Source organism: Demequina aurantiaca (genome assembly GCF_050598105.1).
Lineage (GTDB): Bacteria > Actinomycetota > Actinomycetes > Actinomycetales > Demequinaceae > Demequina > Demequina aurantiaca_A.
The window spans coordinates 612,777-638,987 of sequence record NZ_CP192436.1; the positions used below are offsets into that span (position 1 = coordinate 612,777).

A 26,211-nucleotide genomic window follows, 5' to 3' on the forward strand; every position below is an offset into this window, starting at 1 on the left:
ACACATGCCACAGTGGTTCTGGCTCGTTCCCATCTCGTCCATCATGGCGCTCGGGGCGGCCTATTACTTCTTCAAGCAGATGATGAAGGAGTCCGAGGGCACGCCGGAGATGGCGCGCATCGCGGCGCACGTTCGCGCGGGCGCCCTCGCCTATCTCAAGCAGCAGTACAAGGTCGTCGGGATCGTCTTACTGGCCCTGACCGCGGTGTTCTGCGTGCTCGCGTACGGCCTCGGGATGCAGAATCCCTGGGTGCCTTTCGCGTTCCTCACCGGGGGGCTCTTCTCCGGCCTCGCGGGATTCATCGGGATGCGCACCGCGACCTACGCCTCGGCGCGCACGGCGAACGCCGCCCGCGACTCGCTGAATCACGGACTGCGTGTGGCCTTCCGCTCCGGCGCGGTGATGGGACTCGTCGTCGTCGGGCTGGGCCTGTTCGACATCGCGGTGTGGTTCTTCATCCTGACCCGTTTCTACTCGACGGAGGACGCCCACTCGGTCGTGATCATCACGACCACGATGCTGACATTCGGCATGGGCGCCGCGGTCCAGTCGCTGTTCGCCCGCGTGGGTGGCGGCATCTTCACGAAGGCCGCCGACGTCGGCGCCGACCTCGTGGGCAAGATCGAGGCGGGAATCCCCGAGGACGACGCGCGCAACCCGGCCACCATCGCCGACAACGTGGGCGACAACGTGGGCGACGTCGCGGGGATGGGCGCCGACCTCTACGAGTCGTACGTGGGAGTGATTCTCGCGAGCGCTGCCCTGGGTGCGGCCGCCTACTACGACAGCGGCGCTGACATGCAGATGCGGGCGGTCATCGCCCCCATGGTGATTGGCGCGCTCGGCACCCTGCTGTCGATCATCGGGGTGTTCCTGGTCCGCACCAAGGAGAACGCCACCCCCAAGCAGCTCCTCGCGGCTCTCGGCCGCGGCGTGAATGGGTCCGCTGTCATGATCGCGGTGGCCTCGCTCGGAGTGCTGCACCTCATGGGAGTCTCCAACGTATGGGGCATCTGGCTGGCCCTGATCGTGGGCCTCCTGACGGGCATCGCCATCGGCCGCGCGGCCGAGTACTTCACCTCGCAGGCCTACGCTCCCACCAAGCAGATCGCCGCCAGCACCAAGACTGGTCCCGCCACCGTGATCATCGAGGGCATCGGCGCGGGCATGCTGTCCGTCGCGGTCCCGGTGCTGGCCGTCGTGACCGGCGCCTCGCTGGCCTACTACTTCGCCTCGGGTAACTCCTTCACCACGGACACCATGGGACTTGGGCTCTACGGCATCGGCATGGCCGCGGTCGGGATGCTCAGCACCTTAGGGATCACGCTCGCGACTGACGCGTACGGTCCCATCGCGGACAACGCGGGCGGCAACGCGGAGATGGCGGGACTGCCCCCGGAGGTACGTCAGCGCACCGACGCGCTCGACTCGCTCGGCAACACCACGGCCGCAACGGGCAAGGGCTTCGCTATCGGCTCGGCGGCGCTGACCGGCATCGCGCTGCTCGCCTCCTACATGGAGGAAGTCAAGGTCGCTATCGCGCACGTGCTCGACGGCGGCTCGGAGTACCTCTTCCCGGACGGCACGCTGGTTGCCGCAGGCAGCGGCGATCTGGTGCAGTCGCTCAGCCTGATGGACATGATGATTCGCTTCGAGGTCGTGCTGGTCAACCCCAAGGTGATCGTCGGGATGTTCGTGGGCGCGATGCTCGCGTTCGTGTTCTCCGGACTCACCATGAAGGCCGTGGGCCGCGCGGCGGGACTCATGGTGGACGAGGTGAGGCGTCAGTTCCGTGAGATCCCCGGGATCATGGAGGGGACCGCGGACCCCGACTACGCGCGTTGTGTTGAGATCTCCACGCGCGCGGCTCAGCGCGAGATGATGCTGCCGTCGATCCTCGCGATCTCCGCGCCAGTGGTGATGGGCCTCGTGTTCGGAGTCCCCGGTGTGCTCGGGCTACTTGCGGGTGGCGCGGTGGCGGGCTTCTCGCTTTCGATGTTCATGGCGAACGCGGGCGGGGCCTGGGACAACGCCAAGAAGTACATCGAGGAGGGTCACCACGGAGGCAAGGGTTCGGAGGCTCACATGGCGGCGGTCATCGGCGACACCGTCGGGGACCCCTTCAAGGACACCTCGGGTCCGAGCCTCAACATCCTCGTGAAGCTCATGAGCATGGAGGCCATCGTGATCGCGGGTGTGACGGTGGCGGTCAGCCTGGTCTAGGCGCAGCCGCGGCAGGCATTCACGGCGCACGCAGGTAGCGGGGCCACCTGCCAGTACGCTCATGCTGTGACTAAGCCAAAGCCAGGGCAATGACCACCGCAACGCGCCGCATCGGCGTGGTGGCGGCCACCGGGATCGGCGTCGGTTCGATGCTCGGCGCGGGTGTCTTCTCCGACATGTGGGGCACGGTGCTCGACGCCGGTGACTGGTACCTGGCGGCCATCGGCCTCGCGGCCATAGTCGCGCTGGCAAATGCGCTGTCGACCGCGCAGCTGGCGAGCAGGTATCCCCTAGCGGGGGGCGCCTACGCGTACGGTCGCGCTGAACTCGGCCCGTTCGCAGGTCACGTCGCCGGGGCCTCTTTCCTGGTGGGCAAGACGGTGTCAGTGGCAGTCGGGGCGCTCGTGTTGGGCGTGTATGTCCTGCCCGGCCACGAGCAGGGCATCGCGACCGCGGCAGTGGCGCTGGCGTGGGCCCTCAACGCCCGCGGCATCACCAAGACCGCGACGGGCGCGACCGTCATCGCGGTCGTCGTGACCCTGGCCCTGGCCGGCATAGTCCTCGCCGCGGTCGCGGGCGGCGGCGACGTTCCCGCGGGCAGCCGGGTACTCCTCGACGCGGGCCCCGGGGTGACGTTCCTGCTCGCGGTGTCCTCGGCGTTCTTCGCCTTCGCGGGCTACGCACGGATCGCGACGCTGGGGGAGGAGGTTCGCGCCCCCGAACGCACCATCCCGCGCGCCATTCTGGTCGCGCTGGGAGTGGTCGTCGCGCTGTATTTGGCGATTGCGTGGGCCCTCGCCACCTTCGTGGGAGCCGATGCCCTGGGCGGGTTGGCAGACCAAGGTAGAACGAGTTCCGAGCAGTCAGGCGCGCTCGCGGGCCCCATCGAGCAGCTGGCGGCGGTGGGACACGTGCCGGTGATCGTGGTGACGGTGGCGGCCGTTCTCGCCACCTTCGGCGCGATGCTGGCGGTGATGGCGGGTGCCGGCCGCACCGCGATGGCGATGGCGCGCGAGCGCGACCTGCCAGCGGCGCTCGCCGTCCAGGGCAAAGCCGGAGCGCCGTGGCGCGCCGAACTTGTAGTTGCCGTCCTCGCCGTCGGCCTGGTGTGGACGCGCGGCGCGAATCTGCTGCTGGTCTCCGTGGCGACCGTGCTCACGTACTACGCGGTGGCCAACCTGGCCGCGATCCGCCAGCGCCGCGCCGGGCGCACGGCCGGGCTGCGCGTGCCCGTCGCGGTGTCGGTCTTCGGCCTCGTCGCCTCGCTCACTCTGGCCGCGGTCGCGTTGCCCGCAGGGGCAGGCGCGGCCGTCCCGGCGGTGGTTGTCGTCGCGCTGATCCTTGGGTGGCCACTGGTGAGCTCGACGGTGCGAGCCAGGCGCGCCGCGCGGGCGTAGCTCCGGCGCGATGCCGAGCACGATAAGGGCGCGCAGGAATTAAGGGGAGCTGCGCGATGTTGCCACCTGCGAGGGATCGCACGCCGACCGATGGCGTGGCGACCAAACACCGATGGAGGAATTATGAAGGCGATCTGGAACAACACCGTCATTGCAGAGTCTGACCACACCGAGGTCGTGGAGGGTAACCACTACTTCCCCAAGGACTCCATCAAGGCTGAGTACTTCAAGGACTCGTCCATGGAGAGTGCTTGCCCGTGGAAGGGATCCGCGACGTACTACGACGTAGTCGTGGACGGCGAGACCAACCCTGACGCGGCATGGCACTACGACGAGCCCAAGCCTCGCGCGGAAAACATCCGCGAGCACGTCGCGTTCTGGCGCGGCGTCACCATCGAGGACTAGTAGTGCAGGCGTGCGCTTGGCTCGGCCTCTCGCCGGCAGCCAACGTGCGCGCCACTCGTTAGAGGCCGCTGGCGATCGCCCATCCCAGGGCGGCGCCAGCGAGCCCCACGACGAACGTCACCCCTAGATAGCCGCCGGCGTAGGCGGGCCTCCCGCTGCGCCAGAGCACCACGGCATCGACCGCGAGCGATGAGAACGTCGTGAGACCCCCCGCGAAGCCGCCGCCGACTATCAGCATGAGAGTGTTCGCGTCGGGCTCGTTCAGTGCGACCTGCGCGATTGCTCCCAGCACCAGGCTTCCCGCGGCATTCGCGATCAGGGTGGGCCAGGGCAGTTTCCACGTGCCGTTGATCCTCGTCAGCAGGAAGCGCACGACGGCGCCCGCGCCGCACGCCAGCGCCGCAGCGGCGAAGACGGCCGGGCTCACGAGCCGTCTCTCTCAGCGTCGACGCGCGGACCGACCGAGGGCTCTTCTGTGGCGTCGTCGGGCTCGTTGGCTAGGTTGTCCAGGAGCTCGGTGGTGCGTGCCCCCTGAGCGCCGATGACCCACCCCCACGCGGCCGCCGCGAAAGCGAGCACGAGGTTGACGGCGAGGACGCCAGCGGCCAGTGCGGTGCCGGTGGCTGACGTCCAGTGCAGCGCCGCGACGGCGGAAAAGGTCGTGAAGCCGCCCAGGAGTCCCGGCCCGATCAGCGGGAAGTACGCGTGCTTCCCGCGCGCCTCACTGCGCGCGGCCACTACCCCCAGGATGAAGGATCCGACCACATTGATGACGACAATATCCCACGGTATTCCCTGGTAACCGGCGGGAAATGCGTAATCGAGCCCGATGCGTAGCGCACCGCCGACCGTGCCGCCTATGAAGACCTGGAGAGCGGGGGGAAGTCTCATGCCCGCGCGGCGAGCCAGACGTCTGCTGCGGCGAGTTCGGCCACGAACCCCTGTTCCATGGTCTTTGCGATGGTGCGCTCAATAATCGCCCCGATGATCGGTACCGACACGGAGATCTGCCCAGTGGCCAGAAACTCCACCTTGCCGTTGCCCGGCGTGAGGCCGATAGCTCCGGCGACGTGACCGGGCGCGCCCTGGATCTCCATGGCGAACGTGCCGACGCGATCCGGCTCCTGCGGGTTCGGCGGCTCCCAGGCCTCGGTGTACTTCACGGTGAGTTCCTTGCCAACAAAGCCACGGAACTCCGACGGAATTGAATCAGACGGCACGGTGCGTCGGATCAGGACGGTGAACGCGCCATCGGGCTCGCCGTCTATGAGTACGTCCTGTCCGGCCGCCCCGGACGCGTTCGCGCGGGTTGCCGCGAACTCCTCGTCGGCGAGCATCGAGACAACGCGATCGAGGCTCGCGTTGAACGTGTGTTGATGAATGATTTTCATTGCCGACCTCCAAGGTCCCTCAAGGCTACCGCGCTGTCGCGTGACCCTTAGGCTAGGGGCGTGGCAACTTTGCGAGAGACCGCCGAGCGGTTCGGACCCCTTACCGATGCTGAGGCGGATTGGCTCGCTCTGCTGACCGCTGATTGGCAGATCATTGCTGACCTCGCGTTCGCCGACCTGGTGATGTGGCGGGAGGTCCCCGACGGATTCGTGGCGGTCGCGCAGTGCCGGCCGTCTACGGGGCCCACGGTCCACCAGGACGATGTCGTGGGCACCATGGCCCGGCCGACTCGCGTCGCGCACCTGCGCAGGGCGCTTGACGAGGGCGTGATGGTGGCGTCGCGGGAGCCGCGTTGGGACGAGACCTACGCGGTGCGCGAGGATGCGCTGCCGGTGGTGATGAACGGACGCGCGATCGCCGTGCTGACACGCGAGGTGTCTCAGGTGGTCTCGAGGTCCTCGTCGAGGCTCGAGCTCAACTACAAGGGCGCTTCAGACGAGTTCCTGCAGATGATCACGCGCGGAGAGTTTCCCGTTCACACCTCCGTGACGGGCCCAAGGCGCGGAGCACCGCGCGTCGGGGACGGCGTCTTGCGGCTCGACTCGGTGGGGCACGTGACGTACGCGTCGCCCAACGCGCTGTCGTGCTTTCATCGGCTAGGCGTGCACGGGCCCCTGATGAACAAGTCGCTGCCGCGGGTCACCAGCGAACTCGTGACTGATCGGGGGCTGATCGACGAGACGCTCGCGATGGTCGTGATGGGTCGCGCCGCCTGGCGCACGGACCTCGAGGCCAACGGCGCGTGCCTGTCGCTGCGAGCGATTCCCGTGACGGATCGCGGCGAACGCACCGGGGCGCTGTTGCTCTGCCGCGACGTCAGCGAGCTGCGTCGGCGCGAGCGGGAGCTCATCACCAAGGACGCGACCATCCGAGAGATTCACCACCGGGTGAAGAACAACCTGCAGACCGTGGCGGCGCTGTTGCGCCTGCAGAGCAGGCGGGTCGAGGCGCCCGAGGCCAAGGAGGCGCTCGCGGAGGCGATGCGCCGAGTGTCCACCATCGCACTCGTGCACGAGACGCTGTCTGGCACGCTCGACGAGCTCGTCAACTTTGATGACCTCGCGGGCCGCTCGATGCGGATGGCCGCTGAGGTCGCCTCGCCTGGCGTCCAGGTCAAGATAGTGCGCGAGGGCGACTTCGGGCTCATCCCTGCGCAGTACGCGTCGTCGTTGGCGCTGGTCATTACCGAGCTGGTCACGAACGCCGTCGAGCACGGGTTCGTGGGGCGCGAGCACGGGACCATCACTGTCACAGCGCAGCGCGACGACGACGATCTCAACGTGTCGATTGTGGACGACGGCGTGGGGCTGTCCGCGAAGCCCACTGGCCTGGGTTCGCAGATCGTGACGACCCTGGTCGAGAACGAACTGGGCGGATCCTTGGCCTGGAGGCGCATCGCCGGCGGTAGCGAAGTCGCGATTCACGTCATGGTTGGCGAGCGCTAGTCACCCGCGGCGATTGCCGGATACGCAAAAGACGACGGGCCAGCCGCGTGGCTTTCCCGTCGTCTCATTGCTACTTAGGTGTTCGCGACGATGCGCAAGCGCCGAGGCGCTACGGTCGCGAAGGAACTACTTGGCTGCGCGGCGTGCGCGAGCAGCGCGACGCTTGAGTGAGCGGCGCTCGTCTTCCGACAGCCCGCCCCACACGCCAGAGTCCTGGTTGTGCTCCATTGCCCACTGCAGGCAAGTTTCGCGGACCGTGCAGGTGTTGCAAACGGTCTTAGCCTTTTCAATCTGTACCAATGCGGGGCCAGTGTTGCCGACGGGGAAAAACAGTTCCGGGTCGTCAACTTCCAGGCAAGCAGCGCGGTCGCGCCAGTCCATAGGATCTCCTTGAGGCAATAAGGCGCAACGAAACCAAACACTTGTGTGTGGGTTATCGCCGCTGCCGTTGCGGTTTGACTTCATCTAGGTTCTCATGGTTACGAACAGGTGACAAGAGATAGATGAAGTGTCGTCGGTCACAATCGAGGGCGGTACTTTAGAGACCATGAACAATCCGAACGGAAAGAGCGCCCGAACGCTCGAGGTAGTTGCCGCCTTTGGGCTGGGCGTCGAGGCGCTCGTGCTGACCTTCGCCGCGATCGCTTACGGCATCTATGCGGCCCTCGGCGGCCCCCAGGATGTCGGGTTCATCGTGGCCGTGGGGGTATTTTGCCTCCTTCTGGCGATCGGCGTCGGGTTCGGCGCCCGCGGCATGTGGCAGTCGCGCAGGTGGGCCAGATCCATCGCGCTGACGTGGCAGGTCTTTCAGGCGGGCATCGGTCTCGCCGTGATTTCCGAGCGGCCAGTGGTCGGCATAGTGCTGATCGCGGTGGCGCTGATCGTTGCGGCGTGTGTGATGGCCCGAGTTGGCCGGGACAACACCCCGGCCGAGCCCGATACCGATACCGAGGCAGACGACGCCGCTCAGGAGTGACGCTAGAGGACGATCAGTCGGTGCCGAATGGCAACTGCGCAGCCCACACCCCGGAGTCCTGCACGACGACGACGCGGCCCGGCGGCGGCGCGTCATCCGTGAGACCGATGTGCCCGGCCCCGCACGCGTCGCGCACGTTGCGCTCGGTCGGCTGTAGCAGGACGACCGTGCCCTGAGGGCGGGGAGAGCCGGGGAAGCTGACGAGTTCGTCGCGGACGGCCACCTCCGCAGCGTGCGGCCCGACGGCCCCGACGCCAACCAGTCGCTTGAGTTGGGCGAGCGCGTCGTCCCGCAACCTGGAGGGCGCGCCCACCAAGGTGACGCCACCTTCGCAGTAGAGGCGGCGCGCGTTGTCGCCGCCGATCGCGAGGAGGCCGGGCTCGGCCTCGCAAAGCCGTCGGACGACTTCCCCCGGGGGTAGTGGCGCGACGAGCGACTCGGGACGGAGAGCGCCCACCGTGCCGCGAAAAAGCTGAAGCTCGCACCACTGCCCCCGCGAGCCCAGCCACCCGCGACCCGCGGTGGGTGAGCCGCTGGTGAGGGCACGGGGCACGTTCCACACCGACTGGTCCCCGGGATCCATGCCCGCCAGGATCACGCGGGTGGTGGCCGCCGCGGCGAGCCGGGCCGGGTCGTGCGGGGCCAACGCAATGACGGTGGGGAGGCCGCGAGACAGGCGCCGGAGCAGGGCGTCCGCGGGTGCACCGCGGTCGCGTTCCGCGAGGGCTGCGGCGGCGCCTCCCGCATCGTCGATCAGCAGCAGCGTGTCGGCTCGGTCCTGGCACAGGTCGATGGTTCGCGCGGCCTCGCGCGGGTCCGGAGGCAGCCACACCACGTTGAGCCCCTGGGCGCCAGACTGCTCGCCCAGCGTCTCCAACGCCGTGGTGCGACCGGACCCGTGCACCCCGACAATCGCTAGCGGCCCATCGGTCGGGCGCCATGCCGTGTAGCCCTGGCGGCGCTCCGCGGGCCAGTCTGCGAGCCCTAGCAGGAACGCGGGTGGGTCGCCTCGCGGAACTCCTGCGGCGGCCGCCAAAGGAGCCGTGAGGTCCGCGACCTCGGCGGTCGCGACGGCGGCCCTGGGCAGCGGGACCGACGCCGGCAGTGGGTCGCGCCACAGCCGCGGCGGGCTCGCGACGCCTTCCCACCGGGCCGCAGCCGCGGCCGCGAGTGCCCGCGGCTCGGGCTCTATCCGCTGCCCCGCGGGGCGCACCGGTGCCGTGGCGGTGACCGTGGGTTGAGCGATCTGGACGGTGAGATGCTGCGCGCCGTGGGCGACGATCGCGCGGCCGGGCCGGTCCACCGGGAGCAGCGCCGCATCGGCGGATCCGAGCAGGTCCTGGGACTCAGCGGCGGACGCCACCCTGAGCGCGACGGTGGTGGTCACGTTTGCCCTGATCTCGGGCGTGACGGCGCCGGCGGGGCGCTGCGTCGCGAGCACCAGATGAAGCCCCAGGGAGCGGCCCTGCGCGGCGAGCCTGGCCAGGTGAGGAAGGAACGCGCGGTGATGCTGGGCGATTTCCTGGTACTCGTCGGCGACCACCAACAGCCTCGGCGGTGCGCCGCCAGCGGCTTCCCATTCGGCGAGCGAGCCGTGACCCGCCTGCGCCACCGCGCGCTTTCGTTGCTCGAGTTCCGCACTGAGGGCCACCAGGGCACGCTCGGCGAGGTGGCCGTCGAGGTCGGTGAGACACCCCACCACGTGAGGAAGGTCCATGCAGTGGCGTAGCCCAGCGCCGCCCTTGAAGTCGATGAGCGCGATGGTCAGGTCCGCGGGGGAGAGGCGATGGGCAAGGCCCAGCACGAGCGTCTCGAGTAGCGCGGACTTGCCCGAGCCGGTGGTGCCCGCCACCAGTACGTGGGGCCCGTGCCGGGCGAGGTCGAGGACAAAGCGACCGCCCGCACTCAACCCGATTGGCGTCGCCACGGTTCGTCCAGGGGTCTCGACGGCGTCGGGCTCAAGGTCCGCCCACGCCACGTCCCCGATGAGTTCCTCGGCGGACCGCGTCCCCGCGATGAGCCGGGCCAACGCGTCGGCGGTGTCCTCCCCGACCCAGCATCGGGGCGCAATCCTCGTCGAGGTCCCCTGGTGGACGTAGGTGTTGGTCGCGTTGGCCTCGACGACCGTCGCTGCCCAGGACGGTGCGCCCAGGCCCTGGGGCACCAGCAGAACGGTGCGGTCCGCGTTGGCGCGGGGGAGCCAGCGCATCCACGGCTCGCTCCACGAGTCGTCCTGAGGCCGTAGCCGCTGCGCGAGCACGATGCCGCGCGCCGTGGCGGTCGCGCGGGCAGGCTCGCCGACCACGGCCACCGGCCCCGCGAGTTCGTGGACGCTGAGGCGTCGATCCTCAGCGGTGCCCGCCGTGGCGAGAGGGCACGGGTCGGCTGGCGGCGCCAAGTCGTCCGCCGAGGCCCCGGTCCCTCGCAGGCGGCGCGCTACCAGCGGGGCCAGACTGATGAGCGGAAAGACGAGGGCCAGCAGCGCGAAGTACCACCGTCCCGTCACGACTGCGAGTCCAATTCCGGAAATTGCGCCGGCCCCCATCGCGCTCAGCTGCGGGCCGGACACTGGCGAGCGTCGGCCGCTGTCCGTGCCCTTGTCAGCCGGCATTGGACGCACTTGGAGCACCGAGTCGCCCATGACGAGGTGCTCGCCGGGGAGGGGGCGAGCGCGCCGAGAGCGGCGGCGGGTGCCGCCCTCACGGATCAGAATCGTCCCGTTGCGTGAGCCGCCGTCGCGCACCCAGGGGGCCGTGTCGTAGCCAGCCCGCGCGTGGAACTGGCTCACCGCATCGTCCGCGAGCCGCAGGTCGCATATTTCGCCGCGGCCCACGGTGATCCCGGACCGCGTCAGCGGCGCCAGCCCGCCCGCGTCCGGCCCGCACGTGACGGCGAGGTGAGGATGGGACAGCCGGACGGCGGGAGCCCCGCGGCTGGGTCGCAACAGCGCGCCGTGTACCAGTGGCTCGACCCCGGCTCGGTGGTCGGGGTCGAGGCGCACGGCGCCGCACCACACCTCGTCGGCGCGCCGGTCGTTCTGCGCGAGATACGACACCAGGTCCGCGCACGTCGCGGCGGCCGTCAGGTCGAGGTCCAGCCGGTCGTCCCAGGTCACTCGCATGCGACCAGGGTGCACGGCGCGGGCGCGTGCTCGCCCGCGCCGAGCTACTTCTGTGGAGGGCTCCTACTCGGAGGCGGGCAGTGGAGAAAGGCTGCCGTCGTCATTCACGAGCCCCGCGTACCAGGTGTACTCGCGGTCCGAGTAGGTGCGCGGGATGTGTTGGAGCGCGTACGACGACGTCCGGACGGTGGACACGACGGCCGGATCGGGCAGTCCGTCCTCCCAGTCGAACCATTCGGCGTTGCGTGTCAGCACCACGGGAGCCTCGCCCCAGATCTCGGCCATCTCCGCCAGGGCCTCGGGCTTGGGCTCGACGAGCGCGAGCACCACCGGCTGGTCGCACATCACCCGCAGCGAGCCAAAGTGGGAGGACGTCCCTGCCAGCACGATGGGTCGGTCGCCCGCCACCTCGCACAGGTCGGCAATCTGGTCGCGTGCGCCGTCCATCTCCCGGGTGGTCACGTTGGTGGCCGCACTGATGGGCAGCGAGTCTCCCGGCATGATCGAGACCCACGAGGTGAGGGGCGCGACCACGATGATGATCGCGGCGATCCTGCGGCCGATGCGCCTGGCCGACGCCGAGTGCAGGCGTCCCACCAGCCACCACGCGCCTATCGCAGCGGCGAGCACGAAGCCCGGCATGGCGGCCGGTTCAAACCGACGAATCGCCCAGAGCTGGTCCGGGATGATCGACGGGTTCCATAGGTACAGGAGCGTCGGAGCCAGGATCGCGCCGAGGAAGACCGCCCAGGTGCCGTCGCGGCGGACCATGCGGTACGCGGCCACGCCGAACCCGACTATCGCGAGGGCGACGAGCACCCACGTCAGGTAGTAACTCATCCAGGTCATCGTCGACTCCGCGTACGTGCGCGTGCCGTCGACGGGCAATCCTGCGTTCTTCTGGAATGACTCGACCACGCCGTTGGCGAAGATCTCGTTGGCCTTGACGGTGCCGCGCCGCGCGATCATCCACAGCGGGCGCGAGGCCAGGAGCGCCAGCAGCCCGCTTACGGCGATTCCGATCCCGATGGCGCCGCGACGCCCCAGCGCCGAGCGCAGGCCGGTGAGGACGCGATCCCCGCGCCAGCGCGGCCCCCAGGTGGCCGCCCAGAGCGCGAGGATGACGGCCGCCGCCGAGTACACCGCGATGAGCGAGATCGCCTGGTGCTCGAGGCGGGCGAGGTACTCATTAGCCCAGCGCCACAGCGATACATAGCCCAGCACCAGGACGACAGCCTGGGTCACGGTGACGATGAGCGCGGCACGCCTGCGCCAGGCGCGCGGTGCGTCGGACAGCGCGAGCGCGATGACGATGCCCGCGAGGGCCCCCACCGCGAAGGATGCGCCATCGATCCGGATAAACGTCGTGGCCCCGGAGGTGACGGCCGCGGCAATCAGCAGTCCTAGGCGTCTCTCCTTGACGCCGCGCCAGGCCCACAGCACGCCGGCGATCACGAGTACCAGCGTGAGCGGCTCGGTATAGCCGGCGCGCGACAGCCCGATGTGCGAGACGGTCAGGGCGATGGCGCCCGCCGGAGCGAGGGCCGCGTAAGGGGTGAGGAACTGGCGCGCGAGCGCGTACACGGCCAGGATGCCGATGCCGCCGATGACTACGTTGGCAGCCAGGACCCCGGTCTCGCCGGCCAGCCAGCCGCCCACCGACAAGGTCGCGGGCAGCATCTTTGCGCCCTGGGGCTGGATGACGTCGCCGTACAGGTTCCACGCCTGCGCGGCGTCGGGTAGCAGGTTGAGCTGGGTGGCGGCGGCCTCCACGGCGCCGCGCGCGGGTATGTCCGTGCTGGGGTGGCGCACCAGCCACATCCCGGACAGGGTGAGGAAGCCTGGGTCGCGCACGACGATCAGGTACTCGGCCGCCATGGCGATGTTGGCGATGCACCACGCGACGGTGCCCCCGACCGCGATCGCCGCTGCTCGGACCGCGGCGACTGTCGCGATGCCACCCGGTCTCAGCGAGGTCCAGGTCGCCGCGACCAGGACGGCGGTAAGCGGCAGCACGGTCCACGAGTAGTGGATTCCCAGGCTCACGGTGGTGCCGGCGGCGAGCGCGAGCGCCACCATGATGTGCATGGCCCGCTCCGGCGTCGCTACCAGCGTGGATTGAAGGCGCGCGCGGGAAACGGACGTGCGAGCGGGGAGAGTGGTGGTCACTTTGGTGAGCCTACCGGGAACGAACGGAGCCCCGTATTGCCCTCACCTGTCGCTACCCGCGCGCGAGGCGTTGCAAAGTCGTCAGGCACGGGTATCGTGGCACCATGACTCGAATTGTCTTGGTCGAAGATGACCCGACCATTTCAGAACCTTTGACCCGCGCTTTGGGAAGAGAAGGTTATGACGTTGAATGGCACGGGACCGGACTCGGGGGTGTGGGCGCGGCAGATGATGCCGACCTCGTCATCCTCGACCTTGGCCTGCCCGATATCGACGGAGTCGATGTCGCGCGCCGCATTAGGGACAAGGGACTAGCCGTCCCGATCCTGATGCTGACCGCGCGGGCGGACGAGGTCGACCTCGTCGTTGGGCTCGATGCCGGCGCGGACGACTACGTGACCAAGCCCTTCCGCCTCGCGGAGTTGCTGGCCCGCGTGCGAGCACTCCTGCGCAGGCGCACTGGTGCCGACTCGGCCACCGACCTGGACGTCGCGGGCGTCCGCATCGACGTCGCGGGACACCGCGCCTTCCTTGGCGACGACGAGTTGCAGCTCAGCGGCAAGGAATTCGATCTGCTGCACCTGCTGGTGGCAAACGCCGGCTCGGTGGTCTCCCGCGAGACGCTCATGCGCGAGGTATGGGCCGCGGAGTCTGGCGCACCCTCGAAGACCTTGGACATGCACGTGTCTTGGCTGCGTAGAAAGCTCGGCGACGACGCTACCCAGCCGCGCTTCATCACGACCGTGCGCGGGATGGGCTTCCGCTTCGAGAGCGACGTCTAGGCCTTCGGGTGCGAAAGCGCTTACTCCAGGCGACAATCTCGGCGCTCGCCGTTGCGGTGGTGTTGCTGGGGATTCCGCTCGCCGTGATGACTGCGCAATTGGTCCGCGACGGATCACTTGCGAACCTGGATCAGCGGGCCACTACCGCCGCCCGCACGCTCGAGGTGCGGTATGCGACGGGCGAGACCATCACCGCGGAGAATCTCAGTTCCTACGTGAGTGATTCTCCGGGGTCCGCGTCGTACATCGTCTTGCGTCTGCCGGACGGAACCGAGTTGACGTCCGGCACCGAACCGCCGCGCTCCTTCTCCGCCTCCGATGTGACGGAGAGCGGCCTCGTGGTCATCATGTACACGTCCTGGTGGGACGTGTTCTGGTCCTCTGCACGCGCCGTGGCGCTGGTGCTCCTTGTCGCTGTGATCGCGATCCTGGCCGGGATCGCGGTCGCCGTGTTCCAGGCCAACCGGTTGTCGAAACCGTTGGTCCTGCTCGCCGCCAGCGCGGAGCATCTGGGGTCGGGGCAGGTCAAACTCAACCTCACCAAGACCGGGGTCGAGGAGATCGACCTGGTCGCGGACGAGCTCAACCGCAGCGCGACCCGGATGGGCGCGCGGCTGGCGAGCGAGAGACAATTCGCTGCCGACGCCTCGCACCAACTGCGCACGCCGCTCACCGCGCTGTCGATGCGGCTCGAGGAAATCACCATGACTTCGAATCAGCCGGAGGTCCTCGAGGAGGCCGAGAAGTCGCTCGAACAGATCGAGCGACTGGTGGGCGTCGTCGACGAGTTGCTGGGCCGCACGCGGCGCACACTCGGGTCCGGCACCCAGCTGGTCGTCCTGGCCGACGTGTTCGACCAGCAGCGCGCCGAGTGGGAAAATACCTTCGCCCAGGCGGGCCGCAAGCTGCGCATCGCGCCCACCGACGCGACCGTGTTCTCCACACCGGGTGGGCTGGCGCAGGTGCTCGCCACCCTCATCGAGAACTCGTTGCACCACGGCGGCGGAACCACGCGGGTGTTGGCGCGCGAGTCAGGTCCCAATCACGCGATAGTGATCGAGGTGCGGGACCAGGGCGAGGGGGTCCCTGAAGACCTCGCTTCACGAATCTTTGAACGCGAAGTGACGAGCGGCCGCGGCACCGGGCTGGGCCTGGCCCTTGCTCGTGACCTGGTGACCGCAGACGGTGGCAGGCTCGAGTTGTCGCAGCGCAAGCCCGCGGCCTTCTCGGTCTTCCTCCAGGGAGTGCCGAACATGGTCGATCCCGAGGACGTCGTCCCACACGGAAGGGCTGGAAAGCCTAGCCGTCGTCGCCGGACCTAGCCACCGCATCGTCCGCAGTGGCGTCCGTGGGGGACTCGTCCGCAGGAGCATCGTTCGCGGTGAAAACGAACGTGCGGTACCCCACGTAGCGGACCACCGTGCCGAGTGGGAGCCCGATGGCGTACGCGAAGAAGTTGTCCGCGAGCGGGCCGGTCAAGCCCAGCACGTAGTGCGAGATCGCGAGCACCCCGGCCTGCGCGGCGAGTGCGGCGCCGTTGACCAGGACGAAGATCGCCAGCTCCTTCGCCGGGGTGTTTCCCCGCCGGCCCCTGAACGTCCACCAGCGGTGCGCGGCCCACGCGAAGAGCGTCGAGGCCACTGAGGCGATGATCTTGGCGGTGATGACCTTGTCCGCGGCGGACAGCGGGCCGAGCAGGAGCAGGTTGAAGACGCCGGCGTCGACCACGATGCCGGCGATGCCGACCGTGCCGAACTTCGCCAGTTCTCCTGCGCGTCCGCGCACCCACGTACCTATGCTCACGGTGTACGAGCCTAGCCGCCGGTAGGTTGTACCCATGACTTCACCGATTGTGGCCGTTGTAGGCGGTGGGCAGCTCGCGCGGATGATGGCGCCGGCGGCAACCGAACTGGGCCTTACTCTGCGCGTCCTTGTCGAGTCCCCGGAGGCGGCGGCCGCGCTTCCCGCGCACCAGACCGTGGTCGGCCTGCCCTCGGATGCGGCGGCCATCGAGCGGCTGCTTGCCGAGCCGCGTCCGATTGCGCTGACATGGGAGCACGAACACATCCCGGATTCCGTCTTCGATGCCGCGGCCGCTGCGGGGGTTCCCGCCCGCCCCGGCGCCGATGCGCTGGTCTACGCGCAGGACAAGATCGCGATGCGGGAACGCATGGAGGAGCTGGGCCTGCCCAATCCGGACTGGGCCCGCGCGGACGACGCTGCCACGGTCGCCGCGTTCCTCGAGAGCCACGGGGGCGAGGCTGTCCTCAAGACGGCCCGCGGCGGCTATGACGGCAAGGGCGTGAGGGTGATCTCCGATGCCTCGCAGGCGGCGGATTGGCTCACCGGGCGCTCCGCGGGGGGTCCAGACCTGCTGGTCGAGCAGAAGGTCCCCTTCACCAGGGAGCTCGCCATTCTGGTGGCACGCAGGCCCTCCGGCGACGTCGCGGTATGGTCCGTGGTGGAATCCATCCAGCGCGAGGGCGTGTGCTCCGAGGTGATCGCCCCCGCCCCAGATCTGGATGCCGCGTTGGAGCGCCAGGCTCGGGAGATCGGCGTGAGGGTGGCAACCGAACTCGGGGTCGTCGGCGTTCTCGCCGTCGAGATGTTCGAGTCGCGCGGTGCCTTGGTGATCAACGAGCTAGCGATGCGGCCTCACAACTCCGGGCACTGGACCATGGACGGTTCGGCGACCAACCAATTTGAGCAACACCTGAGGGCGGTGGCCGACCTACCGCTGGGTGAGACCGCCGCGCATTCGGACTGGACCGTGATGGCGAATGTCCTTGGCGGGGCGCGACAGGACCTGCCGTCCGCGCTCGCGGACCTCGTGGATCCCGGGGCCAAGATCCATCTCTACGGCAAGGAAGTGCGGCCGGGCCGCAAGGTGGGGCACGTGAACGTGTCCGGTGATGCCAGGCAACAGGTTTATGACAGGGCCGTCGCGGCCGCAGCCATCGTGCGTGAAGGAGTGCAGCAATGACCGTCAACCCAGTGGTGGGAATAGTGATGGGGTCGGACTCCGACTGGCCAGTGATGGAGGCGGCGGCGCAGTCGCTCGCCGAGTTTGATATCCCCTTCGAGAAGGACGTCCTCTCCGCGCACCGCATGCCGGAGGAGATGATCGCGTATGGCCGTGAGGCCGCCGCACGCGGGGTGCGAGTGATTATTGCGGGGGCCGGGGGCGCCGCCCATCTGCCGGGCATGCTCGCGTCCGTCACGACGCTGCCCGTGATCGGGGTGCCGGTGCCGCTCAAGTACCTCGACGGGATGGACTCGCTCCTCAGCATCGTCCAGATGCCGGCGGGCGTGCCCGTGGCGACGGTGTCCATCGGCGGCGCGCGCAACGCGGGCCTATTGGCGGCGCGCATCCTGGCCGCGGGCGAGGGTGAGCGTGCGGCCCAGCTACGCGATCTGATGGCGCAGTTTCAGGACTCGTTGCGCGAGGCCGCTTACGCCAAGGGCAAGGCCCTACGCGACGCCTAGTGCACCCTGAAAACGCTCACGGCCCGCCTCATCAATCGATGAGACGGGCCGTGAGCGCTTCGGTGAGGACTCTTAGCCGCAGGAGGCGAGGATGTCCGCCTCGGTCTCGCGCACCGGCGAGGGCGTCACGGATGGCTCCGGAGCGCCCGATTCGGTGCCGGCGAGCACGTCCGGCTCGGACGAGGGCACGGCTCCGTCACCCGTCGTCGCGGACGGGGAAGGAGACGGAGTCGCGGAGGGCTCCGCCGCGGGATCCACGAGGGGCTCGTCGGCGACGATGCTCGCGAACATGATGTCGGCCTCAGGGGTCCAGACCACGTCGCCGTTGTTGTCGGCCGCGTAGGCCCACGGCACGGTCGCGAACGTGATGTTCGCGGTGTCGAGTCCGCGCAGGCTGTACGCGACTCCGAGCAGGTACGTGATGTTGCCCAGGTCGGGATCCGTGGTGAGCGCCTCGGCGCCGGCCTTGACGAACTTGGTCATGCCGCCAACGTCGGTCAGGAGGTTCATCCCGAGCGCCTTGCGCAGGACGTTCATGAGGAGTTCTTGCTGATTGTCAATGCGGTTCAGGTCGGTGCCCCCTGGCAGGCCCTCTCCAGTACGGGCGCGGGCGTAGGCGAGGGCGGTGGTGCCGTCGAGCACCTGGGGGCCCGCGTCCAGGTAGAGGTTTGCCTTCGGCGACGAGATGTCGTTGGGGATGCACATGGGCACGCCGTCGATCGCGTCGATCATGTCCTCGAAACCGGTGAAGTCGACGACCGCGTAGTGGTCGAGCTGGATCCCGGTGAGGTCGGTGACTGTCTGCATCGTGCACGCGGCGGCCTCGGCCGCATCGCCGTTCTGGCCGCCATTCGCGAAGGCGATGTTGAACTTGCCGGTCCAGCCGCGCACGGTGGAGCCGTCAAACATCGTGCAGTCGGAGATTTGCACGCGGGAGTCGCGGGGGATCGACATGAATTCGATCCGCTCGCGGTCAGCTGAGATGTGCATCACGATCACGGTGTCGGAGCGCATGCCCTCGACCACGCCGCCGATCTCGCCGTTCTCGCCGTCGCGAACGTCGGAGCCCATCAGCAGGATGTTGATGTCCTCGCCCGCGGAGCCGTCCAGGGGGGCGGCGTCGACATCAGTGGTGACCGCGGGTGCCGGCTGGTAGAGCGTGGCGACGTCGCGCGTGTTAACCGAGTTCTGCAGGAGGTAGAGATTGGTGCCCGCGTAGGCGACGGCGAAGCCCCCGATGGCAGCGGTCGCCCACGCCAGGCCCGTCAGGACGCGGTGGCGGGGCGCGGTAGTGCCGTGGCGTGCGCCCTTGCTGCGCTTAGCCATGCGCGATCGTGCTCGCGGAGTCAAACGGCATCAATTCTGAACCTTAGGTCGTCGTGAAGTTCCTCGGCGGGCGCTGAGCCCCGGCTGTATGCGCTCGGGCGCGCCAAGCCTGTCGTGCACATAACGGTTATCGGCACCAAACGGTTCCCGCGTGATACCGAGGATGGTCGCAGTTTACGACGCGCAGTCCGCCAGCAGTGATTCGGCTGCCGTCTGGGTTGGCGCCGCGGCGGGCTCCGATGCGGGGGTGGGTTCCGTTGCGGCGACGACGGCCGAGTCGCTCTTTCCGTCGTCCCAGTTAGACGAGGCATCCCCGGCGGACACTGTAGACAACGGGGTGTCCGTTCGGAGTTGTTCCCAGGTCAGCTCGGCCTCCGGAAGCAGTTCGACGTTCAGGTTGTCCTCGGTGTACTGCCACGGCACGGTGGCGAAAACAATCGCCTCGCGGTCGATGCCGCTCAGGCTGTACGCGAGGCCCAGGAGGTACTTGGTGTCCGCCAGCTCCGGGTCCATCGTCATGGACTCGGCGCCCGCCCGCACAAACTGGGTGAGCGCGCCGACGTCCGTCAGCAGGTTCTTGGAGAGCGCGGTCGCGGCTACCTGGTCGAGCAGTTCCTGCTGACGGGTGATGCGCTGCAGGTCGGACCCGGACACGTCGCCGGTCTCGGCGGTGCGCAGACGCGCGAACGCGAGGGCGGTGGCGCCGTCGAGCACCTGCGGGCCGGCCGCGATGTCTAGCTTGGCCTTCTTCGAGGAGATCGGCTCGGTGATGCACATCGGGACGCCGCCCAGCGCGTCCACCATGTTCGCAAATCCGCTGAAGTCAACTACCGCGTAGTGATCGATGTAGATCCCGGTCAGGTCCTCGACGGTGTTGATGACGCACGCGGCGGCCTCGGCGGGGTCGCCCTGAATCCCGCCGTTCGAGAAGGCGATGTTGAAGTCGCCGGTCCAGCCCTTGACCGGCGTGCCGTCAAACAGGGTGCAGTCTGAGATAGCCACCTGCGTGTCGCGGGGGATCGACACCATCTCGACCCGCGAGCGATCCGCGGAGACATGCATGAGGATCGTGGTGTCGTTACGCATACCCTCGACCACGCCGCCGATCTCGCCGTTCTCGCCGTCCCGGACGTCGGAGCCCATCAGCAGGATGTTCACTGGCTTCCCGGCGTCGCCGTCTGCTGGCGCGTCTGGCCGGTCGGTGACGATAGATTCCACGCTCACGGCGTCAAACGCGCCGTCGATCTGATTACTCACGGTCTGCACGTACACGAGGCCAAAGCCCAATGCCGCCGCGAGAACCATCAGCACCCACTGCCACCACGGGCGAGCGGCGTTGACCGAGGCGTGCCGCCGACGGTCGAAGGGGGGCGCGCTCACGCGTTGCGCATCTGTATCGGGCTCGACATGCGGGCCATTCTACGTGCGCGCCCTGTGCCGGGCGTTATTGCGTGGCGCGCGGGGCGTCCTCCCCGTGCGCCGCGGCGGCGCACCGAATTGTCTGGGTTACGCTCGACCGGTGCCCACACTTGCCCCCGTCGACCGCGAAGCGCCAGTCAGCGTCATCATGACGGTCCTGAACGAGCAGGCGCACCTCGATGCGGCAGTCGCCTCGGTGCTAGGCAACGGCTTCGAGCCCGGGGTAAACGTGGTGATCGCGGTCGGCCCCTCGACGGACGCCACGGCGCAGATGGCCGATACCATTGCGGCCCAGCATCCCAACGTGCGCGTGGTGGCCAACCCCACCGGCGCGACCCCCGCCGGCCTGAACCTGGCGCTCGCCCTGTGCGGCGACGACGTCGTGGTGCGTATCGATGGCCACACGGTTTTGCCGCACGGGTATATCGCGCTCGCGGTCGACGCGCTGGCGCAGTCCGGCGCCGGCAACGTCGGGGGACGCATGGTTCCAGGCGCCGATGCCCCGCTCGGCCACGCGATCGCCGTGGCCATGAGCTCGCGGTTCGGGCTGGGGAGTGCGGGCCACCGTGTCGGTGGGGGCGAGGGCGCCACCGAGTCAGTGTTCCTCGGATCCTTCCGCCGCAGCGCCCTCGACGCGGTGGGCGGCTACGACGAGCATTTCCGGCGCGCGCAGGACTGGGAGCTCAACTTCCGGCTCCGGGAGGCGGGCTACGAGGTTTACTACGTCCCGTCGATGCAGGTGCCATACCACCCTCGGTCAACGTGGCGCTCTCTCGCGCGGCAGTTCTTCCACTCTGGGGCGTGGCGACGCGAGGTGGTGCGCACCCACCCGCAGACCGCATCGGCTCGTTATCTTGCGCCGCCAGTGGTGGTGGCCGCGATCGGCGTGGGGACGGCGCTGGGAGTCATCGGATTAGCCTCGCAAGTGTGGTGGCTGGCCCTCGGATTTGTTGCACCGCTGGCGTACCTAGCAGGGGTCTTGGTGGGCGCTCTGGCACTGTGGTCACGCGCGGGCTGGAGGTCCGTGGCGCTCATGCCGGGAGTGCTGATGACCATGCACGTGGCGTGGGGTCTGGGATTCATCCGTGGGGTCCGCTAGTTTCGACTTGACTAGTGGGGATTACAACGGTGTAATTCGTACATGCGGGATTCCTTCTCGCTGCGATCGGAGGACAACCTCATGTGGAATATCTACGAAGGTTCAGTGCCCTCGGACGCAGGCAAGCCCGCCTCGACACTGGCGTCGGTGGTGGACATCTTTGGCGGATCCGATGATGACGGTCCGCTTGCTTGGCAAGAGCGCGCGCTTTGCGCCCAGACTGACCCCGAAGCGTTCTTCCCCGAAAAGGGTGGTTCGACGCGTGAGGCAAAGAAGGTCTGCACGTCGTGTGACGTGCGGGGAGAATGCCTCGAATACGCGTTGGCCAATGACGAGCGCTTTGGAATCTGGGGCGGATTGTCGGAGCGCGAGCGGCGCAAACTCAAGCGCCGCGCGGTCTAGCCGGCTCGCCTGCGTGGGCGTGCAATGAGTTCTGCGCGCCTGACTGTGCGCGCGATTGTCGTGACCGACGGTCGCGCGGGGCAGCTTCCTGCCGTGCTTGCTTCCGTCGCGCAACAAGAGGTGCGCCCCGACATCGTCCACGTGGTGCTCGTCGGCGGAGCGATTGCGCCCGCCATCCCCGCCGACCTCCCTGTTGAGGTCAGCGAATCCGACGCGGCCAACTACTCCGACGCGGTTAACGGGGTGCTCGACGCTTTCCCGTCGCACTCGCGTGAGTACCTATGGCTGCTACACGACGACTCCGCCCCGCTGCCCGACGCGCTGAGCGCCCTCTCCGCGACCGCTCGCAAGCGCAGGCAGGCCGCCGTCGTGGGTGCGGCGCAGGTCCGTTGGGATAACACCTCCAGGCTGGTGAGCCTCGGCGCCACAGTGTCGAGGCTGGGCGGACGTCGGGTGACGATGGTCGACACCGACGACATCAACCAGGGACAGTACGACTCTCGTGACGACGTGCTCGCGGTGAGCCTCGCAGGCGCGCTGGTGCGGCGAGACGTCTGGACCGAGTTCGATGGTTTCGACCCGGGCTTTCGCGGCTTCGGCGAGAGCGTGCAGTTCTGCAGGCGGGCGTGGATGGCCGGCTACGACGTCGTCATCGTGCCAACGGCCAAGGTCCGCCACTCCCAGGAGTCGCTGTACGACCGCCGCGCTGGATCGACCAAGGGCCGCAACGCCAGCTACTCGGCCCGGCGCACCGCCGAGTGGTTCCACGCTTGCGTGTGGGCCCGGTGGTGGGCGATACCCGCGCTAGCGGTCTGGATGTTCCTGTCCTCGCTCGCGCGTTCCGCGCTGCGCATCGCTCAGAATCAGACGCGCATGGTCGGCGCCGAACTCTCCGTGCCTTGGCGAGTCCTCGGCCGCGTCCCCCAATTGCGGGAGACTCGCCGCCGGAGTCAGTCAACCTCCACGGTGGCGCCTGCGGTCATCAGGCCGCTTCTCGCGAGCCCTGGGGCGTTCTTCGCGCTGCTCAGGGCGCGTGAGATTGGGGCGCCGGAAAAGATGAGCGCGGTCGCCGCTGCGCGCCACGTGGTCCGCGCAGACCTCGAGCTCGCGCGACGGCGCAGGCGCAGGGGGCTGCTGACGCTGGTGCCGCTCTCCCTCGCGGCGACGGTGGTTCTGTTCGGAACGTGGATCCCGTCTATCGCCGCGGGGAGCCAGCTGAGTTCGCGCGCACTGGGGGTGACTGAGTTCGGTTGGCACGAGCTCTGGAATCGCACCTGGTCCGGCTGGAGCCAGCAAGGATTCGGCGCCCCCACGCTGGACGGCTCGTTCGCAGCGCTGTTGACGCCCATCGCAGCGCTGCCGGGCGGGTCACGCCTCTGGGTCGGGCTTGGTCTTAGCCTGGCCGTTGCGCTCGCGGCCGTGTCCGCGTGGTTCGCCGCGGGGGCCGCGACTCGCTCCGCGACGGTGCGGGTCCTTATCGCGCTCACTTACGCGGTGTGGCCGATGTTCTTGCAGGCGATCGGTGACGGCCGGGTGGGCGCCGTCATCACCCACCTCGCCCTGCCCTGGTTCCTGTTCGCTATTGCGCGCGCGGTCGGCTGGCAACGTGGCGAAATCGTGGGCGACGGCGAGGAGTTCCGGCGAGTGCGTCGCGGGTCCCCGAGCGCCGCCCTCGGTGCCGCCGTCATGATGGCAGTGATCGCGGTGACGTCGCCGGTGCTCCTGGTTCCCCTCACCCTGCTGATAGCCCTGGTGGGATCGTTCGCCGGGCGTAGCCGCTGGCGGGTCTGGACCATCCCGCTACCGGCATTCGTCGCCTCGGGCCCCGCGATTGTCGCAGCATGGAACGCGGGCCCGTTCTCCGGAGCAGCCTGGCACGTCCTGGCGCGCGAGCCGGGCCCCAGCCTCCTCTCGCCGCTCACTCAGCCGTGGGAGCTGTTACTGGGATTCACCGGCTTCTATACGGACGTGCCGGGGCTCGACGACAGTGGCGACCGCGCATTGGCGATGGCGCTCGGCGCGATCGTGGTGATGGCCGCGGTCCTCGCCCTCGTGTCCAGGCGAGCGATCCTGACGGTGCGACTGGGCTTCGTCGTCGCGACCCTGGGCCTCCTGGTCGCGGTGGCGGCGCAGCGCAGTGTGGTGACGCTCGCCGATGGCGCCGGTCAAGCTGACGCCAATGGCTGGGCCGGGGCCGGCTCGTCTCTGGCGTTGGCCGGCTTCCTCGTCGCGGCTGCCGCAGCATCTCACGGCGCCTGGGGCGCGGGCGACGGCCGTACGCGGGCGGTGCGGCGCAGTTTCTCGCTGGCCGCGCTAGCCGTCGTCGGACTCGTGATCTTCTCTCAGGTGGCCGTGACCGCCTGGCCGGGCCGTGCGCCTGAGACCGAGGTCTCCGCTGCGCGCGCAGACGTGCTGCCCCTGGTCGCGGGGCTGCAGGAGAACTCCGCGACCGCGCCGCGGGTCCTGACGCTATCCACCGACGAAGACGGGGTGGTGGCGTTCTCGGTCCTCAGCGACGACGGCACCGTGTGGCTCACCGGAAGGCCTGCCAGGTCCGCCTCGGGTGACGTGCTGGCCGCCGACGGCGAGCCGCTTCCCACACCGGAGTCGTTAAGTGATGCCGTCGCGACATTGGTCGGCGGCGGCGAGGGCGCCGACGTCCAACTGGCCGCGTGGGGCATCGGCATCATCACGGTCGCCCCCGATTCGCCGCGCCTAGAAGGCGCGCTAGCCCAGATCACCCAGCTGTCGCTCATGGGCGTCAGCACGCGCGGAACCTCATACCAGGTGGATCGTCCGGATTCCGACGCGCCCGTATCCCGCGCATGGGTGGAGGCTACTGACGGCGATGTCGCCGTGTTGTCCACCTACGGCACTCAGAGCTTTGGCGACGCTGACACGGCGGACGGCGGGCGCGTCGTGCTCGCGGTCCCGGCGGATCCGCGCTGGCATGCATCCCTCGACGGTGTCGCCCTTACCCAGACGGATGACCCATACGGCCGCCTCGCCTTCTCCCTGGAGGCTGGCTCGGGCACCGTCAGCATCGACTACGACGACCCGACCTACCAACGGTGGTGGTGGGCCGCGGCGATCGTGGTGGCGTGGGCGCTCCTCGGGGCGATCCCGCTGCATGACCGCAGGCTAAGGGGGGTACGCGCATGATCTTCAGGATTCTCAGCGGAGCGGCCGCGGCCGTCTTGCTCGTGGGAGGGGTGTTCCTCGCCGACGTGTTGCCGCTTCACACGCCCGCGCCCGCTACGGTTACGCACAAGCAGATTGACCCGGTTCAGCACGCTGTCGCGTGCCCCGGGCCGCTCGCGGTCCCCGTGGGGGACGTCAGCTCGGGAGACGCGGACCTCGACTCGGGTTCCGACGACGTCATCAGCGAGACGTTTACCCGTGGTACCAGCACCGCAGTGGGTGAGGGCATCTCCTCCGAGGAGCCGGTCGCCTCGACCCTGGAGCGCGTGGGCGGGGGAGACATCGCGGGCCTGGCAGCTGTCGCCTGCGTGCGTCCGAGCCTGGACCAGTGGCTTGTTGGCGGCGCGACCACGCTCGGCGCTAGCGCGCGCCTCGTGCTCACCAATCCGGCCGATGCGCCCGTCGAGGTCACCGTCACCGCCTACGGCCCCATCGACTCCGGCGAGGACCCGATGGTGATCGTCGTCGGCGCGCAGTCTCAGAAGTCGACGCTGCTCGAGGGACTCATCCCTGAAAACCCCGCTTTGGTGCTCAACCTCGAGTCCTCCGGGACCGGAATCGTCGCGCAGATTCAGGACTCGCGCCTCGACGGCTTTGAGCCCGCAGGCACCGACTGGGTGACGCGCGCCGCAGACCCCGCGACCAGCATCGTCATCCCGGCCGTGGGGCCGTCAGACCCCACCGTGGCAGGCGCCAGCGCCACGGTGTCCCTCCTTGCCCCCGACGGCGCGACCGTCGCTCTTACGCTCGTGACCGACGAGGGGATAGTCGAGTGGCCCGGTACCGCGGGCCTGGTCCTCGACCCCGGCGTCGTCACCGAGATTCCTGTGCCAGCGCTCGAGCAGGGTGCCGTCGAGATCCGCGCCGACGCGCCGGTCGTGGCAGCCGGCATCTCCCGCGTGCCTCGAGACTCGCAGTCGGGTCGCGACGAGTCGGTCGCGTATGACTCGATGTGGGTCGCGGGTCAGACGTCCAGCGACGTGCCCCTCAGCCTGGTCGCGGTGACGGATTCCCCCGTGCTCTCGGTGTATTCCGCGACTCACCAGAGCGTGGAGATCACCAACCAGGACGGTTCCGTTGTCGCTAGCGTCGACGTTCCCGCGCGAACGGTGCAGACCGTGACGGCCGACGCCAGCGCGGGAGAGGTCTTGACCGTGGGCGCGGGGATCGAGTGGGTTCAGGTGGTGCGCGAGGACAACGGCTTCATCACCGCCGTCGCGCCGGCGCCCACCGAGGTTCCCGACCTGGATGTGGCAGTCAGGGTCGACGGCTACGTCCCGGAGTCTTAGCCGGCCGCTAGAGGGCCC

General features: G+C 68.8%; 22 protein-coding genes. 13 read left to right on the forward strand and 9 right to left on the reverse strand.

Features of this window, described 5'->3' with window-relative positions:
* Positions 1 to 4 precede the first annotated feature (4 nt).
* The 3 genes from ACQU6B_RS02705 to ACQU6B_RS02715 all read left to right on the forward strand — a co-directional run bounded on the left by ACQU6B_RS02705 (position 5) and on the right by ACQU6B_RS02715 (position 4,026).
* Positions 5 to 2,224 carry a sodium-translocating pyrophosphatase gene (locus ACQU6B_RS02705; protein WP_430868507.1) on the forward strand — a complete coding sequence of 740 codons (2,220 nt, stop codon included), beginning with the start codon at positions 5 to 7 and terminating at the stop codon, positions 2,222 to 2,224.
* A gap of 89 nt (positions 2,225 to 2,313) precedes the next feature.
* Positions 2,314 to 3,621: an APC family permease gene (locus ACQU6B_RS02710; RefSeq protein ID WP_430868508.1), complete on the forward strand. Its 1,308-nt coding sequence runs from the start codon at positions 2,314 to 2,316 to the stop codon at positions 3,619 to 3,621.
* Positions 3,622 to 3,744: 123 nt separating this feature from the next.
* Positions 3,745 to 4,026, forward strand: coding sequence for a DUF427 domain-containing protein (locus ACQU6B_RS02715; protein ID WP_430868509.1), 282 nt, complete (start codon positions 3,745 to 3,747; stop codon positions 4,024 to 4,026).
* Between the two features lie 58 nt (positions 4,027 to 4,084).
* On the opposite strand, the gene ACQU6B_RS02720 is transcribed toward ACQU6B_RS02715, so the two are convergent.
* From ACQU6B_RS02720 to ACQU6B_RS02730, 3 genes are read right to left on the reverse strand one after another with little or no spacing between them, the layout of a single operon-like run.
* Entirely contained in the window at positions 4,085 to 4,453 is a 369-nt protein-coding gene (locus tag ACQU6B_RS02720; protein ID WP_430868510.1) for a fluoride efflux transporter FluC, read from the reverse strand.
* Complete coding sequence (locus ACQU6B_RS02725) at positions 4,450 to 4,917, reverse strand: fluoride efflux transporter FluC (RefSeq protein WP_430868511.1); 468 nt, start codon at positions 4,915 to 4,917, stop codon at positions 4,450 to 4,452. Before ACQU6B_RS02725 ends, ACQU6B_RS02720 begins: the two co-directional genes overlap by 4 nt.
* Entirely contained in the window at positions 4,914 to 5,417 is a 504-nt protein-coding gene (locus tag ACQU6B_RS02730; protein WP_430868512.1) for a DUF2505 domain-containing protein, read from the reverse strand. Before ACQU6B_RS02730 ends, ACQU6B_RS02725 begins: the two co-directional genes overlap by 4 nt.
* Before the next feature lie 60 nt (positions 5,418 to 5,477).
* Here ACQU6B_RS02730 and ACQU6B_RS02735 point away from each other — a divergent pair, with 60 nt between their 5' ends.
* Entirely contained in the window at positions 5,478 to 6,923 is a 1,446-nt protein-coding gene (locus ACQU6B_RS02735) for a sensor histidine kinase (RefSeq protein ID WP_430868513.1), read from the forward strand.
* Positions 6,924 to 7,049: 126 nt separating this feature from the next.
* Here ACQU6B_RS02735 and ACQU6B_RS02740 read toward each other — a convergent pair whose 3' ends face one another.
* The gene (locus tag ACQU6B_RS02740) at positions 7,050 to 7,304 is read right to left on the reverse strand and encodes a WhiB family transcriptional regulator (RefSeq protein WP_430868514.1); all 255 of its coding nucleotides are present in this window, start codon (positions 7,302 to 7,304) and stop codon (positions 7,050 to 7,052) included.
* Positions 7,305 to 7,470: 166 nt separating this feature from the next.
* Here ACQU6B_RS02740 and ACQU6B_RS02745 point away from each other — a divergent pair, with 166 nt between their 5' ends.
* Positions 7,471 to 7,899, forward strand: coding sequence for a hypothetical protein (locus ACQU6B_RS02745; RefSeq protein WP_430868515.1), 429 nt, complete (start codon positions 7,471 to 7,473; stop codon positions 7,897 to 7,899).
* A gap of 13 nt (positions 7,900 to 7,912) precedes the next feature.
* On the opposite strand, the gene ACQU6B_RS02750 is transcribed toward ACQU6B_RS02745, so the two are convergent.
* Positions 7,913 to 11,020 (reverse strand): FtsK/SpoIIIE domain-containing protein, encoded by a 3,108-nt coding sequence (locus ACQU6B_RS02750; RefSeq protein WP_430868516.1) that lies wholly within the window; start codon positions 11,018 to 11,020, stop codon positions 7,913 to 7,915.
* Positions 11,021 to 11,083: 63 nt separating this feature from the next.
* Complete coding sequence (locus ACQU6B_RS02755) at positions 11,084 to 13,189, reverse strand: hypothetical protein (protein ID WP_430868517.1); 2,106 nt, start codon at positions 13,187 to 13,189, stop codon at positions 11,084 to 11,086.
* A 104-nt stretch (positions 13,190 to 13,293) separates the two neighbouring features.
* On the opposite strand from ACQU6B_RS02755, the gene ACQU6B_RS02760 reads away from it, so the two are divergent.
* Both ACQU6B_RS02760 and ACQU6B_RS02765 read left to right on the forward strand, forming a co-directional pair.
* Positions 13,294 to 13,971, forward strand: coding sequence for a response regulator transcription factor (locus tag ACQU6B_RS02760; RefSeq protein ID WP_430868518.1), 678 nt, complete (start codon positions 13,294 to 13,296; stop codon positions 13,969 to 13,971).
* 8 nt (positions 13,972 to 13,979) lie between these two features.
* Positions 13,980 to 15,293, forward strand: coding sequence for an ATP-binding protein (locus ACQU6B_RS02765; RefSeq protein ID WP_430868519.1), 1,314 nt, complete (start codon positions 13,980 to 13,982; stop codon positions 15,291 to 15,293).
* Here the strand turns inward: ACQU6B_RS02765 and ACQU6B_RS02770 are convergent.
* Positions 15,271 to 15,810 carry a GtrA family protein gene (locus ACQU6B_RS02770; RefSeq protein WP_430868520.1) on the reverse strand — a complete coding sequence of 180 codons (540 nt, stop codon included), beginning with the start codon at positions 15,808 to 15,810 and terminating at the stop codon, positions 15,271 to 15,273. The two genes, ACQU6B_RS02765 and ACQU6B_RS02770, sit on opposite strands and share 23 nt — an antisense overlap.
* On the opposite strand from ACQU6B_RS02770, the gene ACQU6B_RS02775 reads away from it, so the two are divergent.
* Positions 15,809 to 16,954 carry a 5-(carboxyamino)imidazole ribonucleotide synthase gene (locus ACQU6B_RS02775; RefSeq protein WP_430868521.1) on the forward strand — a complete coding sequence of 382 codons (1,146 nt, stop codon included), beginning with the start codon at positions 15,809 to 15,811 and terminating at the stop codon, positions 16,952 to 16,954. The genes ACQU6B_RS02770 and ACQU6B_RS02775 overlap by 2 nt on opposite strands.
* Positions 16,951 to 17,457 carry a 5-(carboxyamino)imidazole ribonucleotide mutase gene (purE, locus tag ACQU6B_RS02780; protein ID WP_430868522.1) on the forward strand — a complete coding sequence of 169 codons (507 nt, stop codon included), beginning with the start codon at positions 16,951 to 16,953 and terminating at the stop codon, positions 17,455 to 17,457. The genes ACQU6B_RS02775 and purE overlap by 4 nt, the downstream gene beginning before the upstream one ends.
* Positions 17,458 to 17,529: 72 nt before the next feature.
* Here the strand turns inward: purE and ACQU6B_RS02785 are convergent, their stop codons facing one another.
* Both ACQU6B_RS02785 and ACQU6B_RS02790 read right to left on the reverse strand, forming a co-directional pair.
* Entirely contained in the window at positions 17,530 to 18,783 is a 1,254-nt protein-coding gene (locus ACQU6B_RS02785; protein ID WP_430868523.1) for an LCP family protein, read from the reverse strand.
* A 174-nt stretch (positions 18,784 to 18,957) separates the two neighbouring features.
* On the reverse strand, positions 18,958 to 20,163 hold the full coding sequence (locus tag ACQU6B_RS02790; RefSeq protein ID WP_430868524.1) for an LCP family protein: 1,206 nt from the start codon (positions 20,161 to 20,163) through the stop codon (positions 18,958 to 18,960).
* 139 nt (positions 20,164 to 20,302) lie between these two features.
* Here ACQU6B_RS02790 and ACQU6B_RS02795 point away from each other — a divergent pair, with 139 nt between their 5' ends.
* The 4 genes from ACQU6B_RS02795 (at position 20,303) to ACQU6B_RS02810 (ending at position 26,193) form a co-directional block, all read left to right on the forward strand.
* On the forward strand, positions 20,303 to 21,301 hold the full coding sequence (locus ACQU6B_RS02795; protein ID WP_430868525.1) for a glycosyltransferase family 2 protein: 999 nt from the start codon (positions 20,303 to 20,305) through the stop codon (positions 21,299 to 21,301).
* An 81-nt stretch (positions 21,302 to 21,382) separates the two neighbouring features.
* Positions 21,383 to 21,703: a WhiB family transcriptional regulator gene (locus tag ACQU6B_RS02800; protein WP_430868526.1), complete on the forward strand. Its 321-nt coding sequence runs from the start codon at positions 21,383 to 21,385 to the stop codon at positions 21,701 to 21,703.
* 24 nt (positions 21,704 to 21,727) lie between these two features.
* Positions 21,728 to 24,865, forward strand: coding sequence for a glycosyltransferase family 2 protein (locus ACQU6B_RS02805; protein WP_430868527.1), 3,138 nt, complete (start codon positions 21,728 to 21,730; stop codon positions 24,863 to 24,865).
* Positions 24,862 to 26,193, forward strand: a complete 1,332-nt coding sequence (locus tag ACQU6B_RS02810; protein ID WP_430868528.1) for a DUF5719 family protein — start codon at positions 24,862 to 24,864, stop codon at positions 26,191 to 26,193. The genes ACQU6B_RS02805 and ACQU6B_RS02810 overlap by 4 nt, the downstream gene beginning before the upstream one ends.
* Positions 26,194 to 26,211 lie beyond the last annotated feature (18 nt).